This is a genomic window from Halopseudomonas salina, assembly GCF_008641105.1.
Genome location: NZ_VTTI01000001.1, coordinates 200,731 through 223,208 on the forward strand (window position 1 = coordinate 200,731; position 22,478 = coordinate 223,208).

Consider the following 22,478-nt stretch of genomic DNA (forward strand, 5'->3'; position numbering starts at 1 on the left):
GGCGCTGATATACTCGCGCCATGATCAAAATCGAATCTCTAACGCTCCAGCGTGGGCCATTGCGCCTCCTGGAAAACGCCAACCTCACCTTGCACCCGGGCCAGAAAGTCGGCCTGTTGGGCACCAATGGGGCAGGAAAATCGAGTCTTTTTGCGCTGATGCGCGGCGAGCTGAGCACAGACGCCGGCAGCTGTTCGCTTCCGGCAGACTGGCGAATCGCGCATATGCAACAGGAAATCGAGAACCTGGAACGCCGTGCGGTGGACTATGTTCTCGACGGCGACAAGCGCCTGCGTGATATAGAAACCCGTCTGCAAAGCGCGCAGGAACGGGAGGACGCCCACGCCCTCGGCACCCTTTACGCAGAGCTGGAAGCCCACGACGGCTTCAGTGCCGACAGCCGGGCCCGCACGCTGCTCGCCGGCCTGGGTTTTTCGAGTGAACAATGTACCGCTCTGGTCGGTGATTTTTCGGGTGGTTGGCGGATGCGCCTCAACCTGGCCCAGGCGCTGATGTGTCCATCGGATCTGCTACTGCTGGACGAACCAACCAACCACCTGGACCTGGACGCCATTCTCTGGCTGGAAGATTGGCTGCGAGCCTACCCGGGAACGCTGATTCTGATCTCCCACGATCGGGACTTTCTCGATGCAGTGGTTGGCCATATCGTGCATGTGGAAGGTCGACAGCTCACCCTGTACCGCGGTGGCTACACGCAATTTGAGCGCACCCGCGCAGAGCGCCTGACCCAGCAGCAGGCCGCTTTCGAAAAACAACAGGCTGAACGCGAGCACATGCAGAAGTACATCGCCCGTTTTCGTGCGCAGGCGACCAAGGCCAAGCAGGCACAAAGCCGGATCAAGGCGCTCGAGCGCATGGAAACGCTGACAGCGGCGCACATCGACTCGCCCTTCTCCTTCAGCTTTCGCGAGGCCGATCACCAGTCCAGCCCCCTGGTCGACCTCCACCAGGGCGTACTCGGTTATGCCGACACGCAAATACTCGAGCAGGTCAAATTGCAGCTCGTACCTGGCGCACGGATAGGTGTGCTGGGCCCGAACGGCGCAGGCAAGTCGACGCTGATCAAGACACTGGCCGGCACTCTGCCACTGATAGGCGGAGAATTGAAAACGGGCGAGCATCTGGCAATTGGCTATTTTGCCCAGCACCAGCTCGACAGCCTCGACGCGAAGGCAAGCCCCCTGCTACACCTGGCCCGAATAGCACCGCAGGAACGCGAGCAGGGCCTGCGCAACTTCCTCGGCGGCTTCGATTTTCATGGGGCTCGGGCCGAAGAGCCCGTACTGAATTTTTCCGGTGGCGAAAAGGCCCGTCTGGCCCTTGCACTGATTGCCTGGCAGAAACCCAATCTGCTCCTGCTTGACGAGCCTACCAACCATCTGGACATGGAAATGCGCCACGCACTGACTCTGGCGTTACAGCGCTTTGAAGGGGCAATGCTACTGGTATCCCACGACCGTGCACTGATTCGCGACACCACCGATGAGCTTTGGCTTGTAGCCGACGGGCGGCTGCAAACCTACAGCGACGATCTCGATACCTATACGAGGTGGTTGGCGCGCTTCCGCCAGCAACAACAGGAAGAACTGAGAGCCGCCAATGGCGACGCCAGCGTCACGGACGACAGACCTGACGCCAAGACCCAGCGCCGAGAAGCCGCTGAACGCCGACAGCGTCTTGCACCACTGAAAAAAGCGATCGAGAAACTGGAGAAGGAGTTGGCCAAAGCACAGACGGAACTCTCCAGTATCGAAGAAGAACTGTCTGATACCGATCTGTACGGCGCCGACCGCAAGGACCAGCTCAAGCAGGTACTGGCTCGCCAGGCAAACTGCACTCAGAAAGTCGAACAGCTGGAGGAGCGCTGGCTGGAAGGCCATGAAGAACTCGAGGTTCTCGAACAGGCCGAGGCCGGCTGAAGCGGCCTCGACAGCCTTCCTACCAGGGTATCGGCTCCCCATCCCAGGCGTAAAAATTACCGGTATCGGCCGCTGAGCGCTGGGCTATCACCGCCAGCAATCGCTCTGCGACGAACTCTGTGGTGAACAGCTTGCCCTCCGGCACATTGGCCTGGAAGGGGGCAGACAGCTCCGTATCGGTCGTGCCCGGATGCAGCAATAGGCAAACACTGTCGCGGTTCAAACGCTTCCATTCGACGGCAAAGGTGCGCATCAGCATGTTTTGCGCGGCCTTGCTGGCACGGTAGGCATACCACCCACCCAGCCGATTATCGCCAATTGAGCCTACCCGAGCTGAGAGCGAGGCGAACACACAATGGCGATGGCCACGTAGCAGCGGCAGCAGCGCCTGCGCGAGCAGAATCGGCACGCCGGCATTGATCGAGAAACTGTGTTGAAGTGCAGCCATATTCAGTTGCTTCAGGCTTTTCTCCGGCTGCTGGCCACCCGGCTCATGAAGAAACCCGACCGTGTTGATCACCAGGTCAAGCTGCTTGCAGTGCGTTGACAGCGTTAACGCCAGAGCGTCACGCGCGGCATCGTCAGTCAGATCCGCGCTGATAGTATGCAACCTGGAATCGGCTGGAAACGAGTGGCCGTCCCAGTTTCGTGCCACCGCAAACACACAATCGAAATCGTTGCGCTGCAACAGGGTTTCAACCAGAGCACGACCGATGCCCCTACTTGCACCGGCAATCAGCGCCCCGCGCGCTTTTACGTCTTGCCCACTGGAATCCATACTGCATACCTCGTAAGTTTGCGCCACAATATCCGGATTGCTGACGGAGCCTGATATGACCCTGTGGATTGATGCCGATGCGTGCCCGAGACCGGTTCGTGACGTGGTAGTACGCGCAGCACGGCGTCGCCAGATAGAGCTGGTGCTGGTTGCCAACAGCGCTCAGACCTTGCCGCCCGGACCGGGAATTCGCCAGGTAACGGTTGCCAGCGGCGCCGATGTGGCGGACCAGTACATCATCGATCATGCAGTACCCGGCGATCTGGTGATCACTGCCGACATCCCGCTGGCAGCAGGCCTGGTCGACCGCAATGTCACCGCGATCAACCCGCGCGGTGAGATATACACCAAGTCCAACGTGGGCGAACGTCTGGCCACGCGCAACCTGATGGACGAGCTTCGCGGTGCAGGGCTGGCAGGCGGTGGCGGGCCCGCCCCCTACAGCGATCGAGACAAGCAGGCATTCGCCAACTCTCTCGACCGGCTGCTGGCAAAACTCTGACGCTAGGACCGGCCCCGAGCGCCAGCAGTAGTCACGAACCCCAGGGCCTGGGATTCAAGCTCTGTGCGCAACCGGTCTACCTCGTTGGAAAGCCCATCGAGAGCAACCGCCTGTTCGGCATTATTCCGAGCAACGTCCTTGACCCCGACCAGGTGCTGCGACACATCATCACCCACGGTGGACTGCTCCAGCGTTGCCGTTGCGATCATGTCATTTAGACGCGAAATATGGCCCATCTCCTCGACCATATTGGCCAACGTAGAAGCGCTGGCGTCCGCGGAGCCCAGGCACCGCTGCACCGACTCCTGACTGCGCTCCATTGCCGATCGCGCAGCCTCAGAGGCATGCTGGAGGCGAGTTATCAGATCCTGTATCTCGGCGGTAGATTTTGCCGTGCGCTGCGAAAGGTTACGTACCTCATCGGCAACCACCGCAAACCCTCGGCCCTGATCACCTGCACGCGCCGCCTCAATCGCTGCGTTCAGCGCCAGCAGGTTGGTCTGCTCGGCCACACCGCGGATCATATCCACGACCTGATGGATTTCATTGGCCAGATTGGCGGTACCGTTGACCGCGTCACCCGTCACAGCGAGATCGCCGCTCAGTGAATCGATCTCGACCCGTATCTGCTGCATTGCCTCGTTCCCCTGACGGGCATGATTGTTCATATTGCGGGCCGCGCCCGCGGCCTCCTCGGCACTGCGCGCCACGTCTGTGGTCGCAGAGCTGAGTTCCTGCATTGCCTGGCTCATATATTGCGCTTCGCTAGCCTGACGGTCAGCGCCCTCGCGTACCAGACCTGACTTGTCCGATACCGCGCCACTTACGCCGCTAAGCTGCTTGAGGGTATCCTGCACACCTGAGATCAGATCATCAAGTTGACCGATCAGACGGTTGAAACCGAGCAGGACTGGCGTAGCGTCCGTAGCGCGATGGGTCAAGTCCATGGCTTCCGGATTTTTCATAATGGCACTGGTAAGCGAAGCGAGCATCTCGCCATCACGGGCGTCGCGATAACTTTCGCGCGCCAGGTAGACCAGCACCGCTGTCTCGGCCACCACATAGCCGGCATGCACGAAGACCAGACCCCAGGTTGCCTCTGCTGCAAGCCATACACCCGCGACGCGCGACTGCAAGTAGAAAAAAAGCAGGTGATGTACGGCAATGACCACGGCAGCAACAACAATTGGCAGCCAATCGCGATAGAAGATCAGCACAGCGAGCAGCACAAAAATCGAAAAATGCATTTCGACAGTGCCCATGCTCTGGTTGATGTGCAGCATCGACATCACCATCAGCGCGGCGCCCATCACGCAACGAAACAGGCGAGTTCCGCCGATCAACGCATGCAGACCGTGCATAACCGCCAGGGTGCCGCCGCCGACCAGCAGGGCCTGCAACCAGGTGCCGTACCAGACCGCCAGCCCCAGCGCGAAAACCTGACAAACCCAGAGCACCACTAGCATGACGCGGTCAGCCTTGAGATAGTGAGCTGCCAGGGAGCTGGATTGCATTGTATTCACGCTAGATGCCTCGTTTGAGGTCACACAGGCAAGCTACCGTATCCTGGGTGACAATATTGACCGGTCGTCCGGCCAACAGGGTTGTGATCACCGGCTCTATAAAACTGCTATCCCTGCTGCAGTGCGCTCCATCACTGTATGGCCCAACGTATGCCAGGTTTCCCGCCGCGTCCCAGATCGCCACAGAGGGCGCCCCTGGCCAGTCGTTCCATTCACTGGGTATCGGCCAATGAGGCAATTGCTTGAGTGCCGGCAGCAGGCCCTCAGTGCTCTGCGACCCGGCGCGAGCAAACATGACGCCAAGCTCCGAGAATCGCTCCGTCATGCTTTCCAGATAATCCTCATGACCTCCGTTGCAGGGGCAACCCGGCTGCCACACATGCAACACCTGAACCTGGCCGGGAGCGAATGGCGGCTGAACGTTCTGCGCGCTGAAATACACAGGCCGCTCGAAGGCTTTCACATATTGTCCTTCGAACCACCAGAATGCCCAGGCAAGTCCGGCAAACCATCCCAACAGCAACAGCCCGACCGCCATTTTTTTCGTCGAGGAATAACGGCTTTCCTGCCTGCTCAAGACTCAACTCCACACGCCAGCTATTTGTAAGGCAGCACATTATTATACACAGATTGTTTTTTGTACAGCTTCCGCAGAAGTGTCCGACAGGATAGTGCTAACTCATCCACAACTTGGAATATTGCTCTGGCATCTCGCTATCTCACCCCCACCATCGGGAGTATCCTTCAAGGGCTGAACTCAACGCATGCAAGGGATCCGGTTGCACCTGGCCGGACAAGGATGAAAACCCGCTATGCTCGGTCAATTGGACCTCTCTTCTCTAGGCGCGGCGCTCTCGCTGGTTACCCTGAGCATGACGCTGCTGCTAGCAGTTGCTGCCTGGCATTCGGGAGTTCAGACAGGGTTACGGCATTGGGCCGTGGGGAATTTTGCGCTGATGCTGGGCTTGTTGCTCAACGTCAATCAGGAACTGGTCCACCCGAGTCTGTCGATTGTCCTGGCCAACGGCTTGATGACTCTGGGTATCGGTGTCACCTGGCTTGGCATACGCGCCTTCAAGGGCAAGAGCCAGCCGCAGACATGGCCCATCATTGCCGCGCTACTGACAATGGCATTGCTGTGGGTATTCCGGTTTGAAATCGACAGCTTCACTGCCAGACTGGGCATCTCATCTATGATCCTGGCCAGCATGAGCCTGCTGTGTGCCCGCGAGCTGTTCGTGACTGCAGAGCAACCTCTGCGCACCGCCTTCTGGCTGACCGGTAGCATTGCCTTGCTTTGCGGTTCGGGCCTGATAATACGCGCACTTTTAAGTCTGACCGAATTTGCACCGACCACCGCAATCGCCGACAACGCGCTGCAGAGTGCCACATTACTGGGAGCCATGGTCGCCCAGATATGGCTGGCCAGCGGCTTCATTCTGATGACGCACTACCGCACCACCATGGCATTGCACCGCCTATCCGAGCGCGATTCACTCACGGACACTTTGAACCGCCGGAGCCTGCACGCCCGGGCAAGCGAAGTGCTGGTCAAGGCTCAGGAGCTGCAGGCACCTGTTACCCTGATCATGATGGATGCCGATCATTTCAAACGCATCAACGATGAATTCGGTCACCAGACAGGAGACGCGGTGCTCTGCCATATGGTCAGCCGGATTCGCCAGCATCTTCGGACCGACGATCTTCTCGGGCGCTTTGGTGGTGAAGAGTTCGTGCTCATCCTGCCAGGCCTGGATACCGACAGTGCCAGTCAGGTTGCCGAGCGGATTCGCGTAGGCCTGTGCAACCAGCCATGGCATTGCGAAAGCACCCCGGTGAACCTCAGCCTCAGCCTGGGCGTCGCCTGCTCGGTCCAGCAGGGCTATAACTTTGACGCTCTGCTTGGCGCTGCTGACGGCGCTCTTTACCAGGCCAAGGCGCTGGGTCGCAACCGCGTTGAGCTCGCCGCAGAACAGGGCGCCGACCCCGGCGACCAAATGGCATTACGCTTACTGTCGCAATTCCGTCATAATCTGGAGGTATAACGTCCCTTACAGACAGGTTATCGTGCAGACTTCTGTTACTTGTGAGGGCCACTGCATCCAAACCTGAGGAGTTCCAGTGAGTTTCAATCCTGCCAATCGACAGTTCCCCAACACCCGCTTGCGCCGCGCCCGTCGCGATGACTTTTCCCGCCGACTGGTGCGCGAAACCCGGCTCAGCGTAGACGATCTTATCTATCCGATGTTCGTCCTTGAAGGAACAGGTCAGCGCGAAGCCGTCGCTTCAATGCCCGGTGTCGAGCGAGTTTCCATCGACCTGTTACTCGAGGAAGCGGCTGAACTGGTCGAGCTCGGCATCCCGGCGATCGCTCTGTTCCCGGTCACACCAGCCCATTGCAAGTCTCTGGATGCGGCCGAGGCCTATAATCCCGAGGGGCTGGCTCAGCGTGCTACGCGCGCATTGAAAGCGCGTTTTCCTGGCCTGGGCGTGATTACCGATGTGGCTCTGGACCCGTTCACCACCCACGGCCAGGACGGCATCATAGATGATCAGGGATACGTCCTGAATGATGTGACCGTGGAGGCTCTGGTCAAACAGACGCTGTCCCATGCGCAGGCCGGAGCCGATATAGTCGCACCATCAGACATGATGGATGGCCGCGTCGGCGCAATGCGTCACGCCCTGGAAGCTGCGGGATATGTGAACACCCGTATCCTTGCCTACTCCGCCAAGTATGCCAGCGCCTATTACGGGCCTTTCCGTGACGCCGTGGGCTCTGCCGGCAATCTCGGCAAAGCCGATAAGTCCACCTACCAGATGGACCCGGCCAACAGTGACGAGGCGCTGCATGAGGTTGCCCAGGATCTGGCTGAAGGCGCCGACATGGTCATGGTCAAACCAGGCATGCCCTACCTGGATATCGTTCATCGGGTAAAAAGTACCTTCCGCGTGCCGACTTTCGTCTATCAGGTGAGTGGCGAATATGCGATGCATTGCGCGGCAATTCAGAATGGCTGGCTCAGCGAAGCCGTTATCCTCGAGTCCCTGACCGCCATCAAGCGTGCAGGCGCCGATGCCATCCTGACCTATTTCGCCAAAGCGGCAGCCAGACAGCTGCAGCAAAAAGAATAATCATTCGAGGTACCCATGCAGGAGTTGAAGAGCGTGCGTGACGAGACAAGTGAGACCGCGGACAACACCGTCGCGCCAGCCAGTCAGACCGACCAGACCAGCCCGAGTGGCTCAGCCAACGCACCCAGGCTTCCAGCGCCGACTGCGACGCAGACTGAGCCAGCCGCGCCCCTGGCCGACATCAATGCCCCGGAGCTGTACATTCATCGCGAGCTATCGCAGCTACAATTCAATATCCGCGTGCTCGAACAGGCGCTGGATGAATCCTACCCCCTGCTGGAGCGCTTGAAGTTTCTGCTGATCTTTTCCGGCAACATCGACGAATTCTTCGAGATTCGCGTGGCCGGCCTGAAGAAGCAGATTACCTTCGCCCGCGAACAGACCGGCCCGGATGGCCTCCAGCCCCAGCAGGTGCTGGCCAAGATCAGCGAGATAGCCCACCAGCAGATAAGTCGTCAATACGCCCTGCTGAACGATATGCTCCTGCCGCAATTGGCGGAGAAAGGCATCCGTTTCGTTCGCCGACACCAGTGGACGCATAAGCAGACCCTGTGGATTCGCCGATTCTTCCGCCAGGAAGTGGCGCCGATCATCAGCCCCATTGGTCTGGATCCCACGCATCCGTTCCCGCTGCTGGTGAACAAGAGCCTGAACTTCATAGTGCAGCTCGAAGGTATCGACGCTTTTGGTCGCGATTCCGGCCTGGCCATTATTCCCGCGCCGCGCTCATTGCCACGTCTGATCCGCATGCCCGACGAGCTGTGCAACGGTGGTGACAACTTCATTTTTCTGTCGTCGATGATCCACGCCCATGCCGATGATCTGTTCCCGGGCATGAAGGTGATGGGCTGTTATCAGTTCCGTCTGACCCGTAACGCCGATCTGATCGTCGACCCTGACGAGGTGGATGATCTGGCAAGGGCGCTGCGTGGCGAACTGCTCTCGCGCCGCTACGGCGATGCGGTGCGCCTGGAGGTCGCGGATAACTGTCCCAAGCCGCTTACCGACTTTCTGCTCAAGCAGTTCGGTCTGAGCGAGTCCGAGCTGTATGAGGTCAATGGCCCGGTCAACCTGACCCGGCTGTTTTCCATTACCGCACTGGAAAACCATCCGGAACTGCAATTCCCGCCCTTCAGCCCTGGCATTCCGAAGCTGCTGTCGAACAACGACACCCTCTTCCAGGCGATCGGCAAGCAGGACATTCTGCTGCAACACCCCTATGAGTCCTTCAGCCCGGTGGTCGATCTGCTGCGCCAGGCCGCGCAGGACCCCAACGTCCTCGCAATCAAGCAGACCCTGTATCGCACTGGAGCGAACTCGGAAATTGTCAACGCACTGGTTGATGCCGCCCGCAACGGCAAGGAAGTCACCGTGGTGATCGAGTTGCGCGCACGCTTTGATGAGGAGTCCAACCTGCAACTGGCCAGCCGCCTGCAGCAGGCCGGAGCTGTAGTGATCTACGGCGTGGTCGGGTTCAAGACCCACGCCAAGATGATGTTGATCCTGCGTCGCGAGGACAAAATCCTCAGACGTTACGTGCACATGGGCACCGGCAACTACCACGCAGGCAACGCTCGCCTGTACACCGACTACAGCATTCTCAGCTCCGACCTGGCGTTGACCGAGGACGTGCACAAACTCTTCAACCAGCTGATCGGCATGGGCAAGACCCTGCGCATGAAGAAGCTGCTGCAGGCACCCTTCACCCTCAAGAAACGCCTGCTCGAACTGATCAATCGCGAAACCATGAATGCCATGGCCGGCAAGCCTGCACATATTATCGCCAAAGCCAATGCCCTTACCGATGCAAAGATCATCAAGGCGCTTTACAAGGCCTCCCAGTGCGGCGTGAAAATCGATCTGATTGTTCGCGGCATGTGCTGCCTGCGTCCAGGGGTACCGGGGGTGTCACACAACATTACCGTGCGCTCGATTATCGGCCGTTTTCTGGAGCATAGCCGGGTCTACTATTTTCTCAACGACGGCCAGGAGCAGGTGTGGATGTCCAGTGCCGACATGATGGAGCGCAACCTGGACAAGCGCGTCGAGACCTGCTTCCCCCTCGAGGGCAAGAAGCTGATCACCCGAGCCAAGCAGGAGCTGTTGGTATTCATGACTGACAATACCCAGAGCTGGATTCTGCAAACCGATGGCACCTACGTGCGCAGCTCACCTACGGGTAATCAACTGGCGCGCAGTGCCCAGAGCACCCTGCTGGAGAAGCTCTCCAGTTCGCCTCAGCGCGCCGTCAACGTATAACCCGCCTTGGCCCAGAACTGGGCCTCATGGGCAAAGTCGGCGTTGGTCAGCGGGTTGGCGTCAAGCCAACCTTCGGGGAAGTGTAACTGCAGGTAGTCGGAGCCGGCCTCAACGGCAAGCTCCGGCATGGTCTGATTGCCGCGAATGTGGTGGTACAGAATCGCCAGGCGCAACAGCATGCATAACCTGAGCAGGTAGGTTGCCTCTTCACCGAATTCCGCCAGGCGCTCGGTACTGGGCAAATTACGTCGGTGGCCGCGCACCAGTTGCGCCAGAGCCTGCTGCTCCTGGCGACTGAATCCCGCCAGATCGGCATGCTCGATCAGATAGGCGCCATGCTTGTGATATTGGCTATGTGCGATATCCAGGCCTACTTCGTGTACCCGCGCAGCCCAACACAGCATGTCGGCGTGCCTGACTTCAGTCAGACCCCAGGCCCCAGCCACCTTGCCCAGCAGACTGAGCGCCTTGTGCTCTACACGCGATGCCTGGTCAACATCCACATGGCAGCGCTCCATCAGCGCGCTCAGGGTTCTTTCGCGCACATCCTCGTGCTGATGGCGGCCGAGCAAGTCATAAAGCACACCTTCCCGGAGCGCGCCGTCGGAGTGGGCCATATTCTGCACACCGAGTGCGTCAAAGATCGCTTCCAGAATCGCCAAGCCGGCTGGCAGGGTCGCACGACGATCGGCCTTCAGGCCGGGGATATCGATCTTGTCGACGTGCCCTGCCCGTATGACCCGGCGCTTGACCCAATTGAGACCCTCAAGCGTCAATCCCGGCTCCTTCTGTCCGGAACCCTGCATACATTGCCCAATGGTACGAATGGTCCCAGAGGCACCCACTGCCTCCTGCCAACCCATGCGTCCGATAGCCTGCTCGATGTTCATCAGCTCCAGTCGCGCCGTGGTATAGGCCTGGGCATAGCGACTGGCATTGACCTTGCCTTCGGAAAAATACGCACGCGTGTAGGACACGCAGCCCATCTGCAGACTTTCTCGCAACAAGGATTCGAAACGTTCACCCACTATGAACTCGGTACTTCCGCCGCCGATATCCACCACCAGACGCTTGCCCTGATCGTCCGCCTGAGTGTGGGCAACGCCAAGGTAAATCAAACGCGCTTCTTCACGACCTGAAATAACATCGACCTTGTGCCCGATTATCTGCCGGACCTGACGCATGAACTGACCCCGGTTGCGCGCCTCCCGTAACGCATTGGTACCGACTATACGTACCGCGCCATCAGGCAACCCATTGGTCAGTTGTGCGAAACGCCTCAAGCAATCGAGACCGCGTTGCATTGACTCTTCGTTGAGTTCACCCTTTTCATTAAGGCCCGCGGCCAACTGCACCTTCTCACCGAGTCGTTCGAGAATGCGAATTTCGCCGTGATCCACCTTGGCCAGAACCATGTGGAAACTGTTGGAGCCAAGGTCAATGGCAGCAACCAGCGGGAAATCGGACTGTTCTCTTTGCACCATGCGACTGCCTCCGGGGGTAAGTTCCCCGGATTCTAACACTGCATTGAAGCCTTTGGCCCGCGTGCACGTGTGCATAACTGCTTACCCGCCGCCTTCCGCTGTTTGCCGAGGTGATGCTATAGTGAAACCTGATTTGTCTTTGAACCCTGGAGAAACTAATGAGCGATTTGATCGTGCATGTCACAGACAGCAGCTTCGATAGCGAAGTGCTGAAGGCTGACGGCCCCGTGCTGGTCGATTACTGGGCAGAGTGGTGCGGCCCCTGCAAAATGATTGCCCCGGTTCTGGATGAGATTGCCAAGGAATATCAGGGCAAACTGAAAATTGCCAAGCTGAACATCGACGAGAATGCCGACACGCCGCCCAAGTATGGTGTACGCGGCATTCCGACCTTGATGCTGTTCAAGGACGGCAATATCGAGGCGACCAAAGTAGGAGCACTCTCGAAGTCACAGCTCTCTGCTTTCCTTGATAGCAACATCTGAACTACCTTCCCCCGGTTGTCCGCCGACCGGGGGAGTTCACTGCGTGCAGACTTTCTGCTATCTGACTATGGACGTTCCCAGCAAGCAGTGCTAGATTTAGCCCTCAATTCCTTGTCGCACCCTGCGATTGTGGCTTTCCAACATCAGCCAAACCCATCGCCCCATGCATTCATGGCGGCCTCTTACTAACCCGTCCTGCCGAAAAATTATATCCTACCGACTCTATGAACCTGACCGAACTCAAACAAAAACCTATTACCGAACTGCTGGAAATCGCCGAACAGATGGGCCTCGAGAACATGGGCCGGTCGCGCAAGCAAGATGTGATTTTCGCAACCCTGAAAAAACACGCCAAAGGCGGTGAAGACATTCACGGCGACGGCGTGCTGGAAATTCTTCAGGACGGTTTTGGGTTTCTTCGCTCTGCAGACTCCTCCTATCTGGCCGGCCCTGACGACATCTATGTGTCACCCAGCCAGATCCGGCGCTTCAATCTGCGCACCGGCGACACCATCGCCGGCAAGATTCGACCTCCAAAGGACGGCGAGCGGTATTTTGCGCTGCTGAAAGTTGACTCCATCAACTTCGATCGGCCGGAAAATACCAAGAACAAGATCCTGTTCGAAAACCTGACACCGCTGTTTCCGACCCAGCGTCTGGCGATGGAAGCGGGTAACGGCTCGACAGAAGATCTGATGGCCCGGATCATCGATCTGTGCGCACCTATCGGCAAAGGTCAGCGAGGCCTGCTAGTTGCTCCGCCCAAGGCGGGTAAGACGCTGATGCTGCAGAACATTGCGGCAAACATTGCGCGCAACAACCCCGAGTGTCACCTGATCGTACTGCTGATCGACGAGCGCCCGGAAGAAGTGACCGAGATGCAGCGTACCGTGCGCGGTGAAGTCGTTGCCTCTACCTTCGATGAGCCGCCGAGCCGGCACGTGCAGGTCGCCGAGATGGTGATCGAAAAGGCCAAGCGTCTGGTCGAACACAAACAGGACGTGATCATTCTGCTTGACTCGATCACCCGTCTGGCGCGCGCCTACAACACCGTAATCCCCAGCTCAGGCAAGGTACTTACCGGTGGTGTCGACGCCCACGCCCTGGAAAAACCCAAACGCTTCTTCGGCGCAGCTCGCAACATCGAGGAAGGCGGCAGCTTGACCATTATCGCCACCGCACTGGTCGACACCGGGTCGAAGATGGACGAGGTGATCTACGAGGAGTTCAAGGGCACCGGCAACATGGAGATCCACCTGGATCGCAAGATTGCCGAAAAGCGTGTGTTCCCTGCGATCAACATCAACCGTTCCGGCACCCGCCGCGAGGAGCTGCTGACCAGCGAAGACGAGTTGCAGCGCATGTGGATCTTGCGCAAGATTCTGCACTCGATGGACGAAATCGCCGCAATCGAGTTCCTGCTGGACCGCTTGAAAGACACGAAGACCAACAACGAGTTCTTCCAGTCGATGAAGCGCAGCAAGAACTGAACCGCAGCGACAAGTGGCAAGCCTCAAGCTGCAAGCAGATCTACACTGCTTGCAGCTTGTTGCATTTTACGCCACCCCCGCAAACAGCTTTACCGGCATAATGCGCTTCCAACCAGAAACCACAGGCTGAGGCAGTCTCCAGGATGCCTGCAGCTTGCCGCTTGAGGCTTGAAGCTGAGATGCAGTACTCCGATCTACGTGATTTCATCAAGGGCCTGGAGCAGCGCGGCGAGCTCAAGCGTATCCAGACTCCCGTTTCGCCAATACTGGAAATGACCGAGATATGCGATCGCACCCTGCGCAAGGGTGGTCCGGCTCTGTTATTCGAAAACCCGACCGGTTACAGCATGCCAGTGCTTGGCAACCTGTTTGGCACTCCGCAGCGAGTGGCCATGGGCATGGGCGCTACGGAAGTCAGCGAGCTTCGTGAAATCGGCAAGCTGCTGGCGTTCCTCAAGGAACCCGATCCGCCAAAGGGTCTCAAAGACGCCTGGTCCAAGCTGCCCATTTTCAAGAAAGTCATCTCCATGGCCCCCAAGGTTGTGCGCGACGCTCCCTGCCAGGCAGTGATAATGGAGGGCGAGGACGTGGATCTTTCCTCGATCCCGGTGCAGACCTGCTGGCCTGGGGATGCCGGGCCACTGATCACCTGGGGTCTGGTGGTCACCCGTGGCCCGAACAAGGAGCGGCAGAACCTGGGCATCTACCGCCAGCAGGTAATCGGTCGCAACAAGCTGATCATGCGCTGGCTGAGCCACCGGGGCGGCGCTCTGGACTTCAAGGACTGGTGTGAAAAACACCCGGGTGAGCCCTTTCCGATTGCCGTCGCGCTCGGCGCGGACCCGGCCACCATTCTCGGCGCCGTGACTCCCGTACCCGATAGTCTTTCGGAATACGCCTTCGCAGGGCTTCTGCGCGGCCAACGTACCGAGCTGGTCAAATGCCGGGGCTCCAATTTGCAGGTGCCAGCCAGTGCCGAGATTGTGCTGGAGGGCGTGATCCATCCCGGCGAAATGGCTGACGAAGGCCCCTTTGGTGACCACACCGGCTATTACAATGAGGTAGATCGTTTTCCGGTATTTACTGTTGAGCGTATAACCCAGCGTGAAAAACCGATTTATCACAGCACCTACACCGGACGACCACCGGATGAACCGGCTATCCTCGGTGTAGCACTGAATGAGGTATTCGTTCCCATTCTGCAGAAGCAGTTTCCGGAGATCACTGACTTCTATCTGCCGCCTGAAGGCTGCTCGTACCGGATGGCCGTTGTCTCGATGAAGAAACAATACCCGGGCCATGCCAAGCGGGTAATGCTCGGCGTTTGGAGCTTCCTGCGCCAGTTCATGTATACCAAGTTCGTGATCGTTACCGACGACGATATCAACATCCGCGACTGGAATGATGTGATCTGGGCAATAACTACCCGGATGGACCCCAAGCGGGACACGGTGATGATCGACAACACGCCGATCGATTATCTGGATTTTGCCTCCCCGGTATCCGGGCTCGGCAGCAAGATGGGCCTGGACGCCACCAACAAGTGGCCCGGAGAAACCACGCGCGAGTGGGGAGTAGCCATTGCCCAGGACCCTGCAGTAAAGAAGCGTATTGACGATATCTGGGCCGAGCTGGGTATTGACTGATGACGCCAACTCCAATGAGGCCAGAGAGCGGATTATGAAGGTAACACTGCAACCGGCGGGTCATGTACTGGACCTGTTACCCGGCGAGCGCATTCTTGATGCCGCGCGCCGGCTTAGCTTCGACGCGCCGCAAAGCTGCCGTAACGGTAATTGTCATGTATGCAATGCGCAGCTGCTGCAGGGCAGAGTCATGCAGAACGACGAAACACGTACCCAGGGTGAAATTTTCACCTGTCTGGCCACGCCGCAAGAAGACTGCGAGCTTTTCTGGGAGCATGTACTTGCGCCCGGCGAGCTGCCGCAGCACAGCGTTGCCTGCCAGGTAGTCGCCTGTGAGCCAATAGGGGCGGATGTATGGCAGATTGATTTACGCCCCCCGGCAGGTAAACCCCTGCGCTATCACGCCGGCCAGTATCTGCTATTGCAAAGACCCGATGGTGAAGCGACCCCGTTCTCTATCGCCTCTGCACCCCACCAGGAGCGGACGCTGGAACTGCATATATTGGCCAAGGATCCGGCGACCGAAGCCCTGATCGAGCAAATGCGGCGTGATCGCATTGCCCATGTTCAGGTACCCTTTGGTGATTGCCACCTTGCTACATTGCCGGATCGCCCGCTTGTGTTGATCGCCGCAGGCACCGGTCTGTCGCAGATGCAGAGCATGGTCGAGCACTGTCTCGAGCAGCGCTTCGCCTACCCGATTCACCTCTACTGGGGGGTGCGTCATGGCGATGATCTGTACGAGACCACCTACTGGCAGCGCTGGGAGGAGCAGGAGAACCTGATTGTGCACAAGATCGTCAGCGACCATCCCGACTGGTCAGGGCGCCAGGGCATGTTGCATGAGGCGATCCGCGCAGACCTCGGCGACCTGAGCGAGTACGAGTTCTACGTCAGTGGTTCGCCGCCTATGGTCTACGGCACCCTGGATGCATTGGTTGAGGCAGGCATGCCGGGTGAACAGATGCACGCCGACGTGTTTGCCTACGCCCCTCGCGATTGAAGGGCGCTGGCCTACTCAGCGAGCATCCGGCATCGGCAGCTCGGGCAAGTCGTGCACCATCAGGTCAAATCCCTGACGCAGCATTTGCTGACTGCTTTTCTGGTCGCCCATATGCTCCAGCAACCTAACCAGCTCCGCACAGGTTTGAATATCCCGCTTGCTGGTAAAGCTGGCATCGAGGTATTCCCTTGCCTTACCCCACAACTTGTTGCGTAACGCCAGCCGACCCAGGGCCAGCAACAGAGTAGCATTATGCGGGTGGTCGGCCAGCCAGTGCTCTGCGCTGCTCAATTGGCGAGCAGGATCCTTACCCTCCACCAGACCATAAAGATGGATCAGTCGTTCGTTGAAACCTTCGCGCAGGGCAGCGCGCAAAATCGTCTCCGCTTCATCGCTGCGACCCTGATGACGCAACTGAATGCAGTAGGCCTCGACCAGCGCCGGATCGTGCCGTAGATGCTTGGGCAGCCGCTCCCAGAGCGCTGTCAGCATATCGGCCTGACCGGGTTCCGTTTGTCGACGCTGGCCGGCCTCCCCGAGCAGGGCGATATAAACCTGATGCTCCAGGCTTTCCTGATCGCCAGGACTCAGCAGCTTGTGCCGGCGCAACTCCGGTAGAAGCTTCTCCAACCGGGACCAGTCTTCCAGTTTGGCGTAGAGCTGGCCCATCAGTTTCAAGGCATAAAGATGCTTGGGATGGTCCTTGCGCAGCCGCGTCAGCGAGGCCAGAGCCTGCTCCAGTTGACCGCGAGCGATCTGTAGCTGCGCCTGGGTCACCGCGATGGCAACGTCAGCCTGAGGAGTGGTCTCGTAAGCCTCGCGCAACAGGCCGTCGCACTGGGCATAATCTTCCAGCTCGTGAGCAGCCCGGGCCGCCACAAGGTAATTGATCAATGGCTGCTCAGCGTGGGGTGCCGAGCGCTTGAGTAATCTCATTGCTTCGGCCCAGTGGCCTTCGGCAAATTCCAGAAGGCCCCGGGTCGTGACCTGGTTGGCCCGACGCTGGCGGTTATGCCGGGACCAGGGGTTGATTCTACGACCCGACACATTAAGCAGACGAACCACTGCACGCAGCAAAGAAAGCACCAGCCAGAGCGCCAGTAGAAAGGCAATCCCGACCCAGATACTGGTTTCGATCGACATATTTCGCCAGGCAATCAACAGGTAGCCCGGGTCCTCGGCTACCGCCATACCCAGTAGAGCAGCGACCAGCAATATGGCCAGTACAGCCAGATAACTTTTGCTCATTGAGCGCCCTCCCCACTATTGGTTGGGCTACGACGACTCTGGATGTAGGCAGCGAGATCCTGTTGAACATCCGAAAGATCTGGCGCATCAAGATCGACCTGGCGTTCAGCCAATGCAGTGAGCTGACTCTGCATTGCCTTCACCTGCGGATTCTCCAGCTCGAAGAACTGCTGCAGAATATTCTTCGCCTGAGTCAGGCTAGCCTGGTATATGGCGCTTTCTCCGCGAAGAGCAGCCCACTGAGCCTGCTCCATGGTCAATTGCAGGGTACGACGAACCCGTTGCATCTCCGCCTCATCCAGCAGGGGGGTAATGACCTTGCCGCGCTGGAAATCCACACGCACATAGCGTTCCAGACGCATGAGTACGCGCTCGGCGCGAGTCCGGCGTGAGAGTCGATCCTCATATTCCTCCTCTGCGCTGATTGCGTCTGGGTCGAACTCCGGCACCGGCAACAGAACCAGCCGGTTGACCTGCTCGTGCAATGCCGCCAGTCGCAGATAGATACCCGAGCGATCAATTTCAGGTAACGCTTCGATAGATGCCTGAACCTGCGCCAACGCCTCGCGTACTGCAAATACCCCGCTGTCGGGTTGCTCGCGCAGGATGGAGTCAACCGCTTCCAACAACTCACGGGCTGACCTGACATCCTGGGCGGCCAGCAATCGCAGACTCGCCAGGCGCAGCAGATATTCCGCTTCGGCCAGTTTCCAGTCAGCACGAGCATCCCCGCGTATGACGTCCAACTCCTGACTCAGGGCTCTCTGGCTGCGTTGAAGCTCGGCGGCCAGGCTTTGCATCTGTTGCCACGTGGCGCCATCGGGAAGTCCCTCCAGCCGTGCCTGCATGGACTGCTGGCCACGGCGCTGCGCATTAGCCAACTGCTCCATCTGTCCGCTCAGTTCCTCTCCTTGCACTGCGGCCTGCTGGTTATCTGTTTGCCACTGCCAGGCTTGCAGGCCGAGGGCCGCGATGGCAACTATCAGCGCTACTGCAGCCAGACCCCGCCCCGATCCATTGTTACCCTTTGACGCTCTGGTCCCGGGAGGTGGTGTCTTACCCTTGCCGCCCAGACCCGCGTTAGCCGTAGAAGCGCTTGCAGACGGCTTCGAAATATCGGACTGGGCGCCAGTCACGGGTTTAGCGCCTGCAGAAGATTCCGGGTGCGCACCGACCGGCCCAGTGCCGGGGCCTTCTGCCCGGTTTTTTTCAGACTTGATGGAATCATCGCTGGCAGCGTGATCTGTGGCGTTATCCTTGCTGCCGCTCTTGCTCGGGTCGATCGGTTCCACGCTATTCCCCTTGTACTGTCAGCCGGTGGGCATTGATGGCGGTAACTAACGCGTCATCATCCGCACCGTTGCACATTATTATGTCTTCGCAGCCCAGCTCGGCAGCCCGTTTGGCCACCCGATTGCCGGGAACCCAGCAGCGCCAGAGACGTTGCTGCAACCATTCCTGTCCAGCAGCTGCATGCCAGTATTCCAGCGCCTGAACACTGAGTACCACTATGCCACGTACGCCGGCCTGGCGGGCAGCCTCGATCGATTGTGGCAAGCCGTCCGCGGGCAGGCGCTGATACAACTCAAGATAGTCTACCTGCCCGCCAGCAAAAGCTATGCGCGAAGCAAGGTGCTCGCGCCCACCCACGCCGCGCCAGATCATCACCCGCAGATTCGGCTCGGCAAGAAGTGCTTCCCAGCGCGGCAAAGCCAACAGCGCCTCACTGTCCTGGCCATCCAGCGGCGCCTGGGCCGGCAGGTCGTATTGGCGCAGAATACCTGCGGTGGTTTCGCCCACGGCAAACCAATCTATGCCCAGCGGAACCTGCGGCCAATAACGGTCAAGCCGCTCCAGGCCCAACCGCGCAGCCACAGGACTGACCGCTATCACCGCCTGATAACGATCCAGATCCAGCAGCAAACTTCGCTGCTCACTGCTTTCTTCGACCGCCCGGATCTGCAGCAGGGGCGTGCAATAACTTCTTATGCCCAGGGCATCGAGCCTTCCCGCCAATCGTTGGTTGTCCGCAGGTTGGCGGGTGAGCAGTATTGCGGGTGTCACCGACTCTCGGCTCCCAGATAGACCGCATCAAGAATCTTCTGTGCACCCTGACCAAGCAGATCTTCCGCCACGCGAATGCCCAGTGCCTCCGGGCTGGCCTCAGGACCGCGACCCTCCGCCGTCAGCAACAAGGTGCCATCGGGATCTCCGACCATCCCACGCAACCATATCTCGCCGTTCTGGCGCTCGGCATAGCAGGCAATCGGTACCTGACAGCCCCCGTTGAGGTGTGTATTCAACGCTCGTTCCGCGCGCACCCGCAAGGCGCTGTCCTCATCATTCAAAGGGGCAAGAAGCGCATGCAGTTCCTGATCGTCACTGCGACATTCAATACCCACCGCGCCCTGGCCGCCGGCCGGAAGGCTTTCCTCGGGGGGCATTGCATAACGGATGCGGTCGTGAAAGCCCAGACGCATGAGACCAGCAGCAGCCAGAATGATTGCGTCGTATTCTCCGGCATCCAGCTTGGCCAGACGGGTATTCACGTTACCGCGCAGAAAACGTACTTGCAGGTCAGGCCGTCGGGCCATGATCTGCGCCTGGCGTCTCAAGCTTGAAGTCCCCACAACACTGCCCTGGGGGAGGCTGTCGACATTTTCATATTGATTGGAAACAAAGGCGTCGCGCGGGTCCTCGCGCTCGCAGATCACATACAATCCCAAGCCTTCGGGGAAGGCCATGGGTACATCTTTCATGGAATGCACCGCCAGGTCAGCCTGGTCGCTGATGATCGCTGCTTCCAGCTCCTTGACGAACAGACCCTTACCGCCGATTTTGGCTAACGGCGAATCCAGTAGCTGATCGCCACGGCTGACCATCGGCACCAGCGTGACGGTAACTTCGGGGTGGAGTTGTTCCAGACGTGCCTTGACGTACTCGGCCTGCCACAGGGCCAGGGCGCTCTTGCGGGTGGCAATACGCAGATGTCGACTCATGGGATTCTCGCTCAAAACCAGTCTGCATGATACGCCATGCTCCGGCATGCATCCATGCGAGCTTCCCTGAAGCCGGCAATCACAGATGATCCATCAGTTTGCGCAAACCCGGTACGTGACGACGGCTGACCGTCAGATTTTCATCAGGCAGCCCTTTGAGGTGCAGATGGAAATGCCCTACAGAACTGCGCTGCAAGCGCTCGATGCGATGCCGCGCCACCAACGCGTTACGATGTATCCGGACGAAATAATCGCCAAATTCGTCTTCCAGTGCCTTCAACGGTTCATCCAGCAGGACCTCGCCGCCGGTATGACGGAGGGTGACATATTTGTGATCAGCGATGAAATACAGGACCTCGTCGATCGGGATCAGCTCCACACCCTTGCGGGTACGTGCGCTGATATGGCTACGCGCCGGGCTACCCTCGCCCTGACCGCTGGCGCGACCCAGGCTGCACAACTGCACTCGATTGAGTTTTTGCGCTTTGGCCAGTGCGTCGGCCAGGGCCTCGCTACGCACAGGTTTGAGCAAGTAGCCCACGGCACTGACCGCAAAGGCATCCAGGGCATACTCGCCATGGGCAGTGCAGAAGATAACCGCTGGCGCGTCAGGCATCTCACACAGCTTCGCCGCCGTCTGCAATCCATCCAGACCGGGCATTTTTATATCCAGAAGGACTATATCGGGATGCTCACGCTGCACCAGGTCGAGCGTCTCCTGCCCGTTGCTCGCCATATCCGGCAAGGGTTGGTAACCAGGCAACGCATCGAGCAAACGTGACAAGCGTTCCCGGGCCAGTGGTTCATCGTCGGCTACAAGTACTTTCATGCCTTCATGCCTTAATGACTTCTCTGCAAGATTGAGGACGTGTGACTAACAGGATAGACCAGCCTGCTGAAGAAGCGCTCCCCCTCGCGCCAGGCTTCCAGCTTGGCCTGAGGACCGAATAGCACATTCATGCGTGCACGGATATTGTCCAGCGCCATGCGACTGCCCTCATGATTGTTCGTCAATGATGGACAACTGTTTGACACCAACAGTTCGACTACCCCGCCATGCAGCCCCGCGGAGATGCGGATATTACCCCCCGTCAGACTGGGCTGGAGCCCGTGCAAGATAGCGTTTTCCAGCAAAGGCTGCAGAGTCAGCAATGGCATCGGAGTGTGCGCCGGCAAATCGCACTGCCACTCAACCTGCAACCGCTCACCGAGCCGGTAATGCTCGATGCGCAAATAGCCTTCGCAAAGGTGCCGCTCCTCCTCCCAGGTAGCAACACCCCCGACCTCAGCCAGATTCGCGCGAAACAGATCGGCCAGGTCGAGCACTGCCGATTCGGCTCTGTCCGGGGCACTGCCGATCAGACTGACGATACTATTGAGACTATTGAACAGAAAGTGTGGCTGTATGCGTGACTGCAGCGATTGCAGCCGAGCCTTGAGCTCGGCCTCATGCTGGCGTTGCCACTGCTGTTGCAGATAGAAATAGCGTAACAGCAAACCCGTCATGATCAGGGCGATGAGACCGTGGCGCAGCATCTGCCCGGCCTGCAACTGAGGCGCACCAAGCATACCCTGCTTGAGTACCCAGTCGGCCAGGACGGTAAATATGAGGGTGAGACCAACCACTACCAGCAGACAGACCGCGATCGCTATCCACAGAGCACGCCGCTGAATCCAGCCGCGCAGGCGGCATAGCAATGCCGCTGACAACAGCACAATCCATTGCACGAAAAGCGATGCCATGGCCAGGCTCAGCCAGTCAAAACCCTTGGCGGAAGGTACTGCCAGGACCCAGGTAAGTACCAGAAGCTCAGCCAGCACAACCAGAGTAAAAACGGCAACGGACGAGCACAGGTCGGGGAGAAAGAAATCTTCCCCCGAGTAGGGTTGCGCAAGCAGTGTCCAGAGTCCGTTCTTCATCACTCAAGTGTCCGCCAGCGGGGCGCCATCGCGCAAGCATGAAGTGGTATGCTATGGGCTTTTGCC

General features: G+C 58.8%; 19 protein-coding genes. 9 read left to right on the forward strand and 10 right to left on the reverse strand.

Going from position 1 to position 22,478, the window contains the following annotated elements:
- Window positions 1-20: 20 nt before the first annotated feature.
- Window positions 21-1,940, forward strand: coding sequence for an ATP-binding cassette domain-containing protein (locus FZF01_RS00880; RefSeq protein WP_150276217.1), 1,920 nt, complete (start codon window positions 21-23; stop codon window positions 1,938-1,940).
- Window positions 1,941-1,959: 19 nt separating this feature from the next.
- On the opposite strand, the gene FZF01_RS00885 is transcribed toward FZF01_RS00880, so the two are convergent.
- Window positions 1,960-2,718, reverse strand: coding sequence for an SDR family NAD(P)-dependent oxidoreductase (locus FZF01_RS00885; protein WP_150276218.1), 759 nt, complete (start codon window positions 2,716-2,718; stop codon window positions 1,960-1,962).
- Window positions 2,719-2,773: 55 nt separating this feature from the next.
- Between FZF01_RS00885 and FZF01_RS00890 the strand changes: the two genes are divergently transcribed.
- Window positions 2,774-3,220 (forward strand): YaiI/YqxD family protein, encoded by a 447-nt coding sequence (locus FZF01_RS00890; RefSeq protein WP_150276219.1) that lies wholly within the window; start codon window positions 2,774-2,776, stop codon window positions 3,218-3,220.
- Between the two features lie 2 nt (window positions 3,221-3,222).
- Here the strand turns inward: FZF01_RS00890 and FZF01_RS00895 are convergent, their stop codons facing one another.
- Window positions 3,223-4,734: a methyl-accepting chemotaxis protein gene (locus FZF01_RS00895; RefSeq protein ID WP_223825370.1), complete on the reverse strand. Its 1,512-nt coding sequence runs from the start codon at window positions 4,732-4,734 to the stop codon at window positions 3,223-3,225.
- Window positions 4,735-4,744: 10 nt separating this feature from the next.
- Entirely contained in the window at window positions 4,745-5,320 is a 576-nt protein-coding gene (locus FZF01_RS00900) for a DUF6436 domain-containing protein (RefSeq protein ID WP_150276221.1), read from the reverse strand.
- A 235-nt stretch (window positions 5,321-5,555) separates the two neighbouring features.
- Between FZF01_RS00900 and FZF01_RS00905 the strand changes: the two genes are divergently transcribed.
- The 3 genes from FZF01_RS00905 (at window position 5,556) to ppk1 (ending at window position 10,137) form a co-directional block, all read left to right on the forward strand.
- Complete coding sequence (locus tag FZF01_RS00905) at window positions 5,556-6,788, forward strand: GGDEF domain-containing protein (RefSeq protein ID WP_150276222.1); 1,233 nt, start codon at window positions 5,556-5,558, stop codon at window positions 6,786-6,788.
- 76 nt (window positions 6,789-6,864) lie between these two features.
- Window positions 6,865-7,878 carry a porphobilinogen synthase gene (gene hemB / locus FZF01_RS00910; protein WP_150276223.1) on the forward strand — a complete coding sequence of 338 codons (1,014 nt, stop codon included), beginning with the start codon at window positions 6,865-6,867 and terminating at the stop codon, window positions 7,876-7,878.
- Window positions 7,879-7,893: 15 nt separating this feature from the next.
- Window positions 7,894-10,137 carry a polyphosphate kinase 1 gene (gene ppk1 / locus FZF01_RS00915; RefSeq protein ID WP_150276224.1) on the forward strand — a complete coding sequence of 748 codons (2,244 nt, stop codon included), beginning with the start codon at window positions 7,894-7,896 and terminating at the stop codon, window positions 10,135-10,137.
- On the opposite strand, the gene ppx is transcribed toward ppk1, so the two are convergent.
- Window positions 10,116-11,621, reverse strand: coding sequence for an exopolyphosphatase (gene ppx, locus FZF01_RS00920; protein ID WP_150276225.1), 1,506 nt, complete (start codon window positions 11,619-11,621; stop codon window positions 10,116-10,118). The genes ppk1 and ppx overlap by 22 nt on opposite strands.
- Before the next feature lie 158 nt (window positions 11,622-11,779).
- Here ppx and trxA point away from each other — a divergent pair, with 158 nt between their 5' ends.
- The 4 genes from trxA to FZF01_RS00940 all read left to right on the forward strand — a co-directional run bounded on the left by trxA (window position 11,780) and on the right by FZF01_RS00940 (window position 16,245).
- Entirely contained in the window at window positions 11,780-12,106 is a 327-nt protein-coding gene (trxA, locus tag FZF01_RS00925) for a thioredoxin TrxA (RefSeq protein WP_150276226.1), read from the forward strand.
- A gap of 224 nt (window positions 12,107-12,330) precedes the next feature.
- A complete protein-coding gene (gene rho, locus FZF01_RS00930) occupies window positions 12,331-13,596 on the forward strand; it encodes a transcription termination factor Rho (protein ID WP_150276227.1) in 1,266 nt (421 codons plus the stop codon).
- 179 nt (window positions 13,597-13,775) lie between these two features.
- The gene (ubiD, locus tag FZF01_RS00935) at window positions 13,776-15,242 is read left to right on the forward strand and encodes a 4-hydroxy-3-polyprenylbenzoate decarboxylase (RefSeq protein ID WP_150276228.1); all 1,467 of its coding nucleotides are present in this window, start codon (window positions 13,776-13,778) and stop codon (window positions 15,240-15,242) included.
- Window positions 15,243-15,276: 34 nt separating this feature from the next.
- Window positions 15,277-16,245 carry a 2Fe-2S iron-sulfur cluster-binding protein gene (locus tag FZF01_RS00940; RefSeq protein ID WP_150276229.1) on the forward strand — a complete coding sequence of 323 codons (969 nt, stop codon included), beginning with the start codon at window positions 15,277-15,279 and terminating at the stop codon, window positions 16,243-16,245.
- 15 nt (window positions 16,246-16,260) lie between these two features.
- Here the strand turns inward: FZF01_RS00940 and FZF01_RS00945 are convergent, their stop codons facing one another.
- The 6 genes from FZF01_RS00945 to FZF01_RS00970 all read right to left on the reverse strand — a co-directional run bounded on the left by FZF01_RS00945 (window position 16,261) and on the right by FZF01_RS00970 (window position 22,412).
- Window positions 16,261-17,493: a heme biosynthesis HemY N-terminal domain-containing protein gene (locus tag FZF01_RS00945; RefSeq protein WP_150276230.1), complete on the reverse strand. Its 1,233-nt coding sequence runs from the start codon at window positions 17,491-17,493 to the stop codon at window positions 16,261-16,263.
- Window positions 17,490-18,785: a uroporphyrinogen-III C-methyltransferase gene (locus FZF01_RS00950; protein WP_150276231.1), complete on the reverse strand. Its 1,296-nt coding sequence runs from the start codon at window positions 18,783-18,785 to the stop codon at window positions 17,490-17,492. The genes FZF01_RS00945 and FZF01_RS00950 overlap by 4 nt, the downstream gene beginning before the upstream one ends.
- A 1-nt stretch (window position 18,786) precedes the next feature.
- The gene (locus FZF01_RS00955) at window positions 18,787-19,557 is read right to left on the reverse strand and encodes a uroporphyrinogen-III synthase (protein WP_150276232.1); all 771 of its coding nucleotides are present in this window, start codon (window positions 19,555-19,557) and stop codon (window positions 18,787-18,789) included.
- Window positions 19,554-20,492 (reverse strand): hydroxymethylbilane synthase, encoded by a 939-nt coding sequence (gene hemC, locus FZF01_RS00960; RefSeq protein ID WP_150276233.1) that lies wholly within the window; start codon window positions 20,490-20,492, stop codon window positions 19,554-19,556. The genes FZF01_RS00955 and hemC overlap by 4 nt, the downstream gene beginning before the upstream one ends.
- A 79-nt stretch (window positions 20,493-20,571) precedes the next feature.
- Window positions 20,572-21,321, reverse strand: coding sequence for a LytR/AlgR family response regulator transcription factor (locus FZF01_RS00965; protein ID WP_150276234.1), 750 nt, complete (start codon window positions 21,319-21,321; stop codon window positions 20,572-20,574).
- A gap of 11 nt (window positions 21,322-21,332) precedes the next feature.
- A complete protein-coding gene (locus FZF01_RS00970; RefSeq protein WP_150276235.1) occupies window positions 21,333-22,412 on the reverse strand; it encodes a sensor histidine kinase in 1,080 nt (359 codons plus the stop codon).
- Window positions 22,413-22,478 lie beyond the last annotated feature (66 nt).

What these genes read in the sequence shown, in the direction of transcription:
- FZF01_RS00905 (WP_150276222.1), top strand. Translation starts at nt 5,556, where the DNA reads ATGCTCGGTCAATTGGACCTCTCTTCTCTAGGCGCGGCGCTCTCGCTG.
- FZF01_RS00880 (WP_150276217.1), top strand. Translation starts at nt 21, where the DNA reads ATGATCAAAATCGAATCTCTAACGCTCCAGCGTGGGCCATTGCGCCTC.
- FZF01_RS00970 (WP_150276235.1), bottom strand. Translation starts at nt 22,412, where the DNA reads ATGAAGAACGGACTCTGGACACTGCTTGCGCAACCCTACTCGGGGGAA.
- ppk1 (WP_150276224.1), top strand. Translation starts at nt 7,894, where the DNA reads ATGCAGGAGTTGAAGAGCGTGCGTGACGAGACAAGTGAGACCGCGGAC.
- FZF01_RS00895 (WP_223825370.1), bottom strand. Translation starts at nt 4,734, where the DNA reads ATGCAATCCAGCTCCCTGGCAGCTCACTATCTCAAGGCTGACCGCGTC.
- FZF01_RS00940 (WP_150276229.1), top strand. Translation starts at nt 15,277, where the DNA reads ATGAAGGTAACACTGCAACCGGCGGGTCATGTACTGGACCTGTTACCC.
- rho (WP_150276227.1), top strand. Translation starts at nt 12,331, where the DNA reads ATGAACCTGACCGAACTCAAACAAAAACCTATTACCGAACTGCTGGAA.
- FZF01_RS00885 (WP_150276218.1), bottom strand. Translation starts at nt 2,718, where the DNA reads ATGGATTCCAGTGGGCAAGACGTAAAAGCGCGCGGGGCGCTGATTGCC.
- ubiD (WP_150276228.1), top strand. Translation starts at nt 13,776, where the DNA reads ATGCAGTACTCCGATCTACGTGATTTCATCAAGGGCCTGGAGCAGCGC.
- FZF01_RS00965 (WP_150276234.1), bottom strand. Translation starts at nt 21,321, where the DNA reads ATGAAAGTACTTGTAGCCGACGATGAACCACTGGCCCGGGAACGCTTG.
- FZF01_RS00890 (WP_150276219.1), top strand. Translation starts at nt 2,774, where the DNA reads ATGACCCTGTGGATTGATGCCGATGCGTGCCCGAGACCGGTTCGTGAC.
- trxA (WP_150276226.1), top strand. Translation starts at nt 11,780, where the DNA reads ATGAGCGATTTGATCGTGCATGTCACAGACAGCAGCTTCGATAGCGAA.
- hemC (WP_150276233.1), bottom strand. Translation starts at nt 20,492, where the DNA reads ATGAGTCGACATCTGCGTATTGCCACCCGCAAGAGCGCCCTGGCCCTG.
- ppx (WP_150276225.1), bottom strand. Translation starts at nt 11,621, where the DNA reads ATGGTGCAAAGAGAACAGTCCGATTTCCCGCTGGTTGCTGCCATTGAC.
- FZF01_RS00945 (WP_150276230.1), bottom strand. Translation starts at nt 17,493, where the DNA reads ATGAGCAAAAGTTATCTGGCTGTACTGGCCATATTGCTGGTCGCTGCT.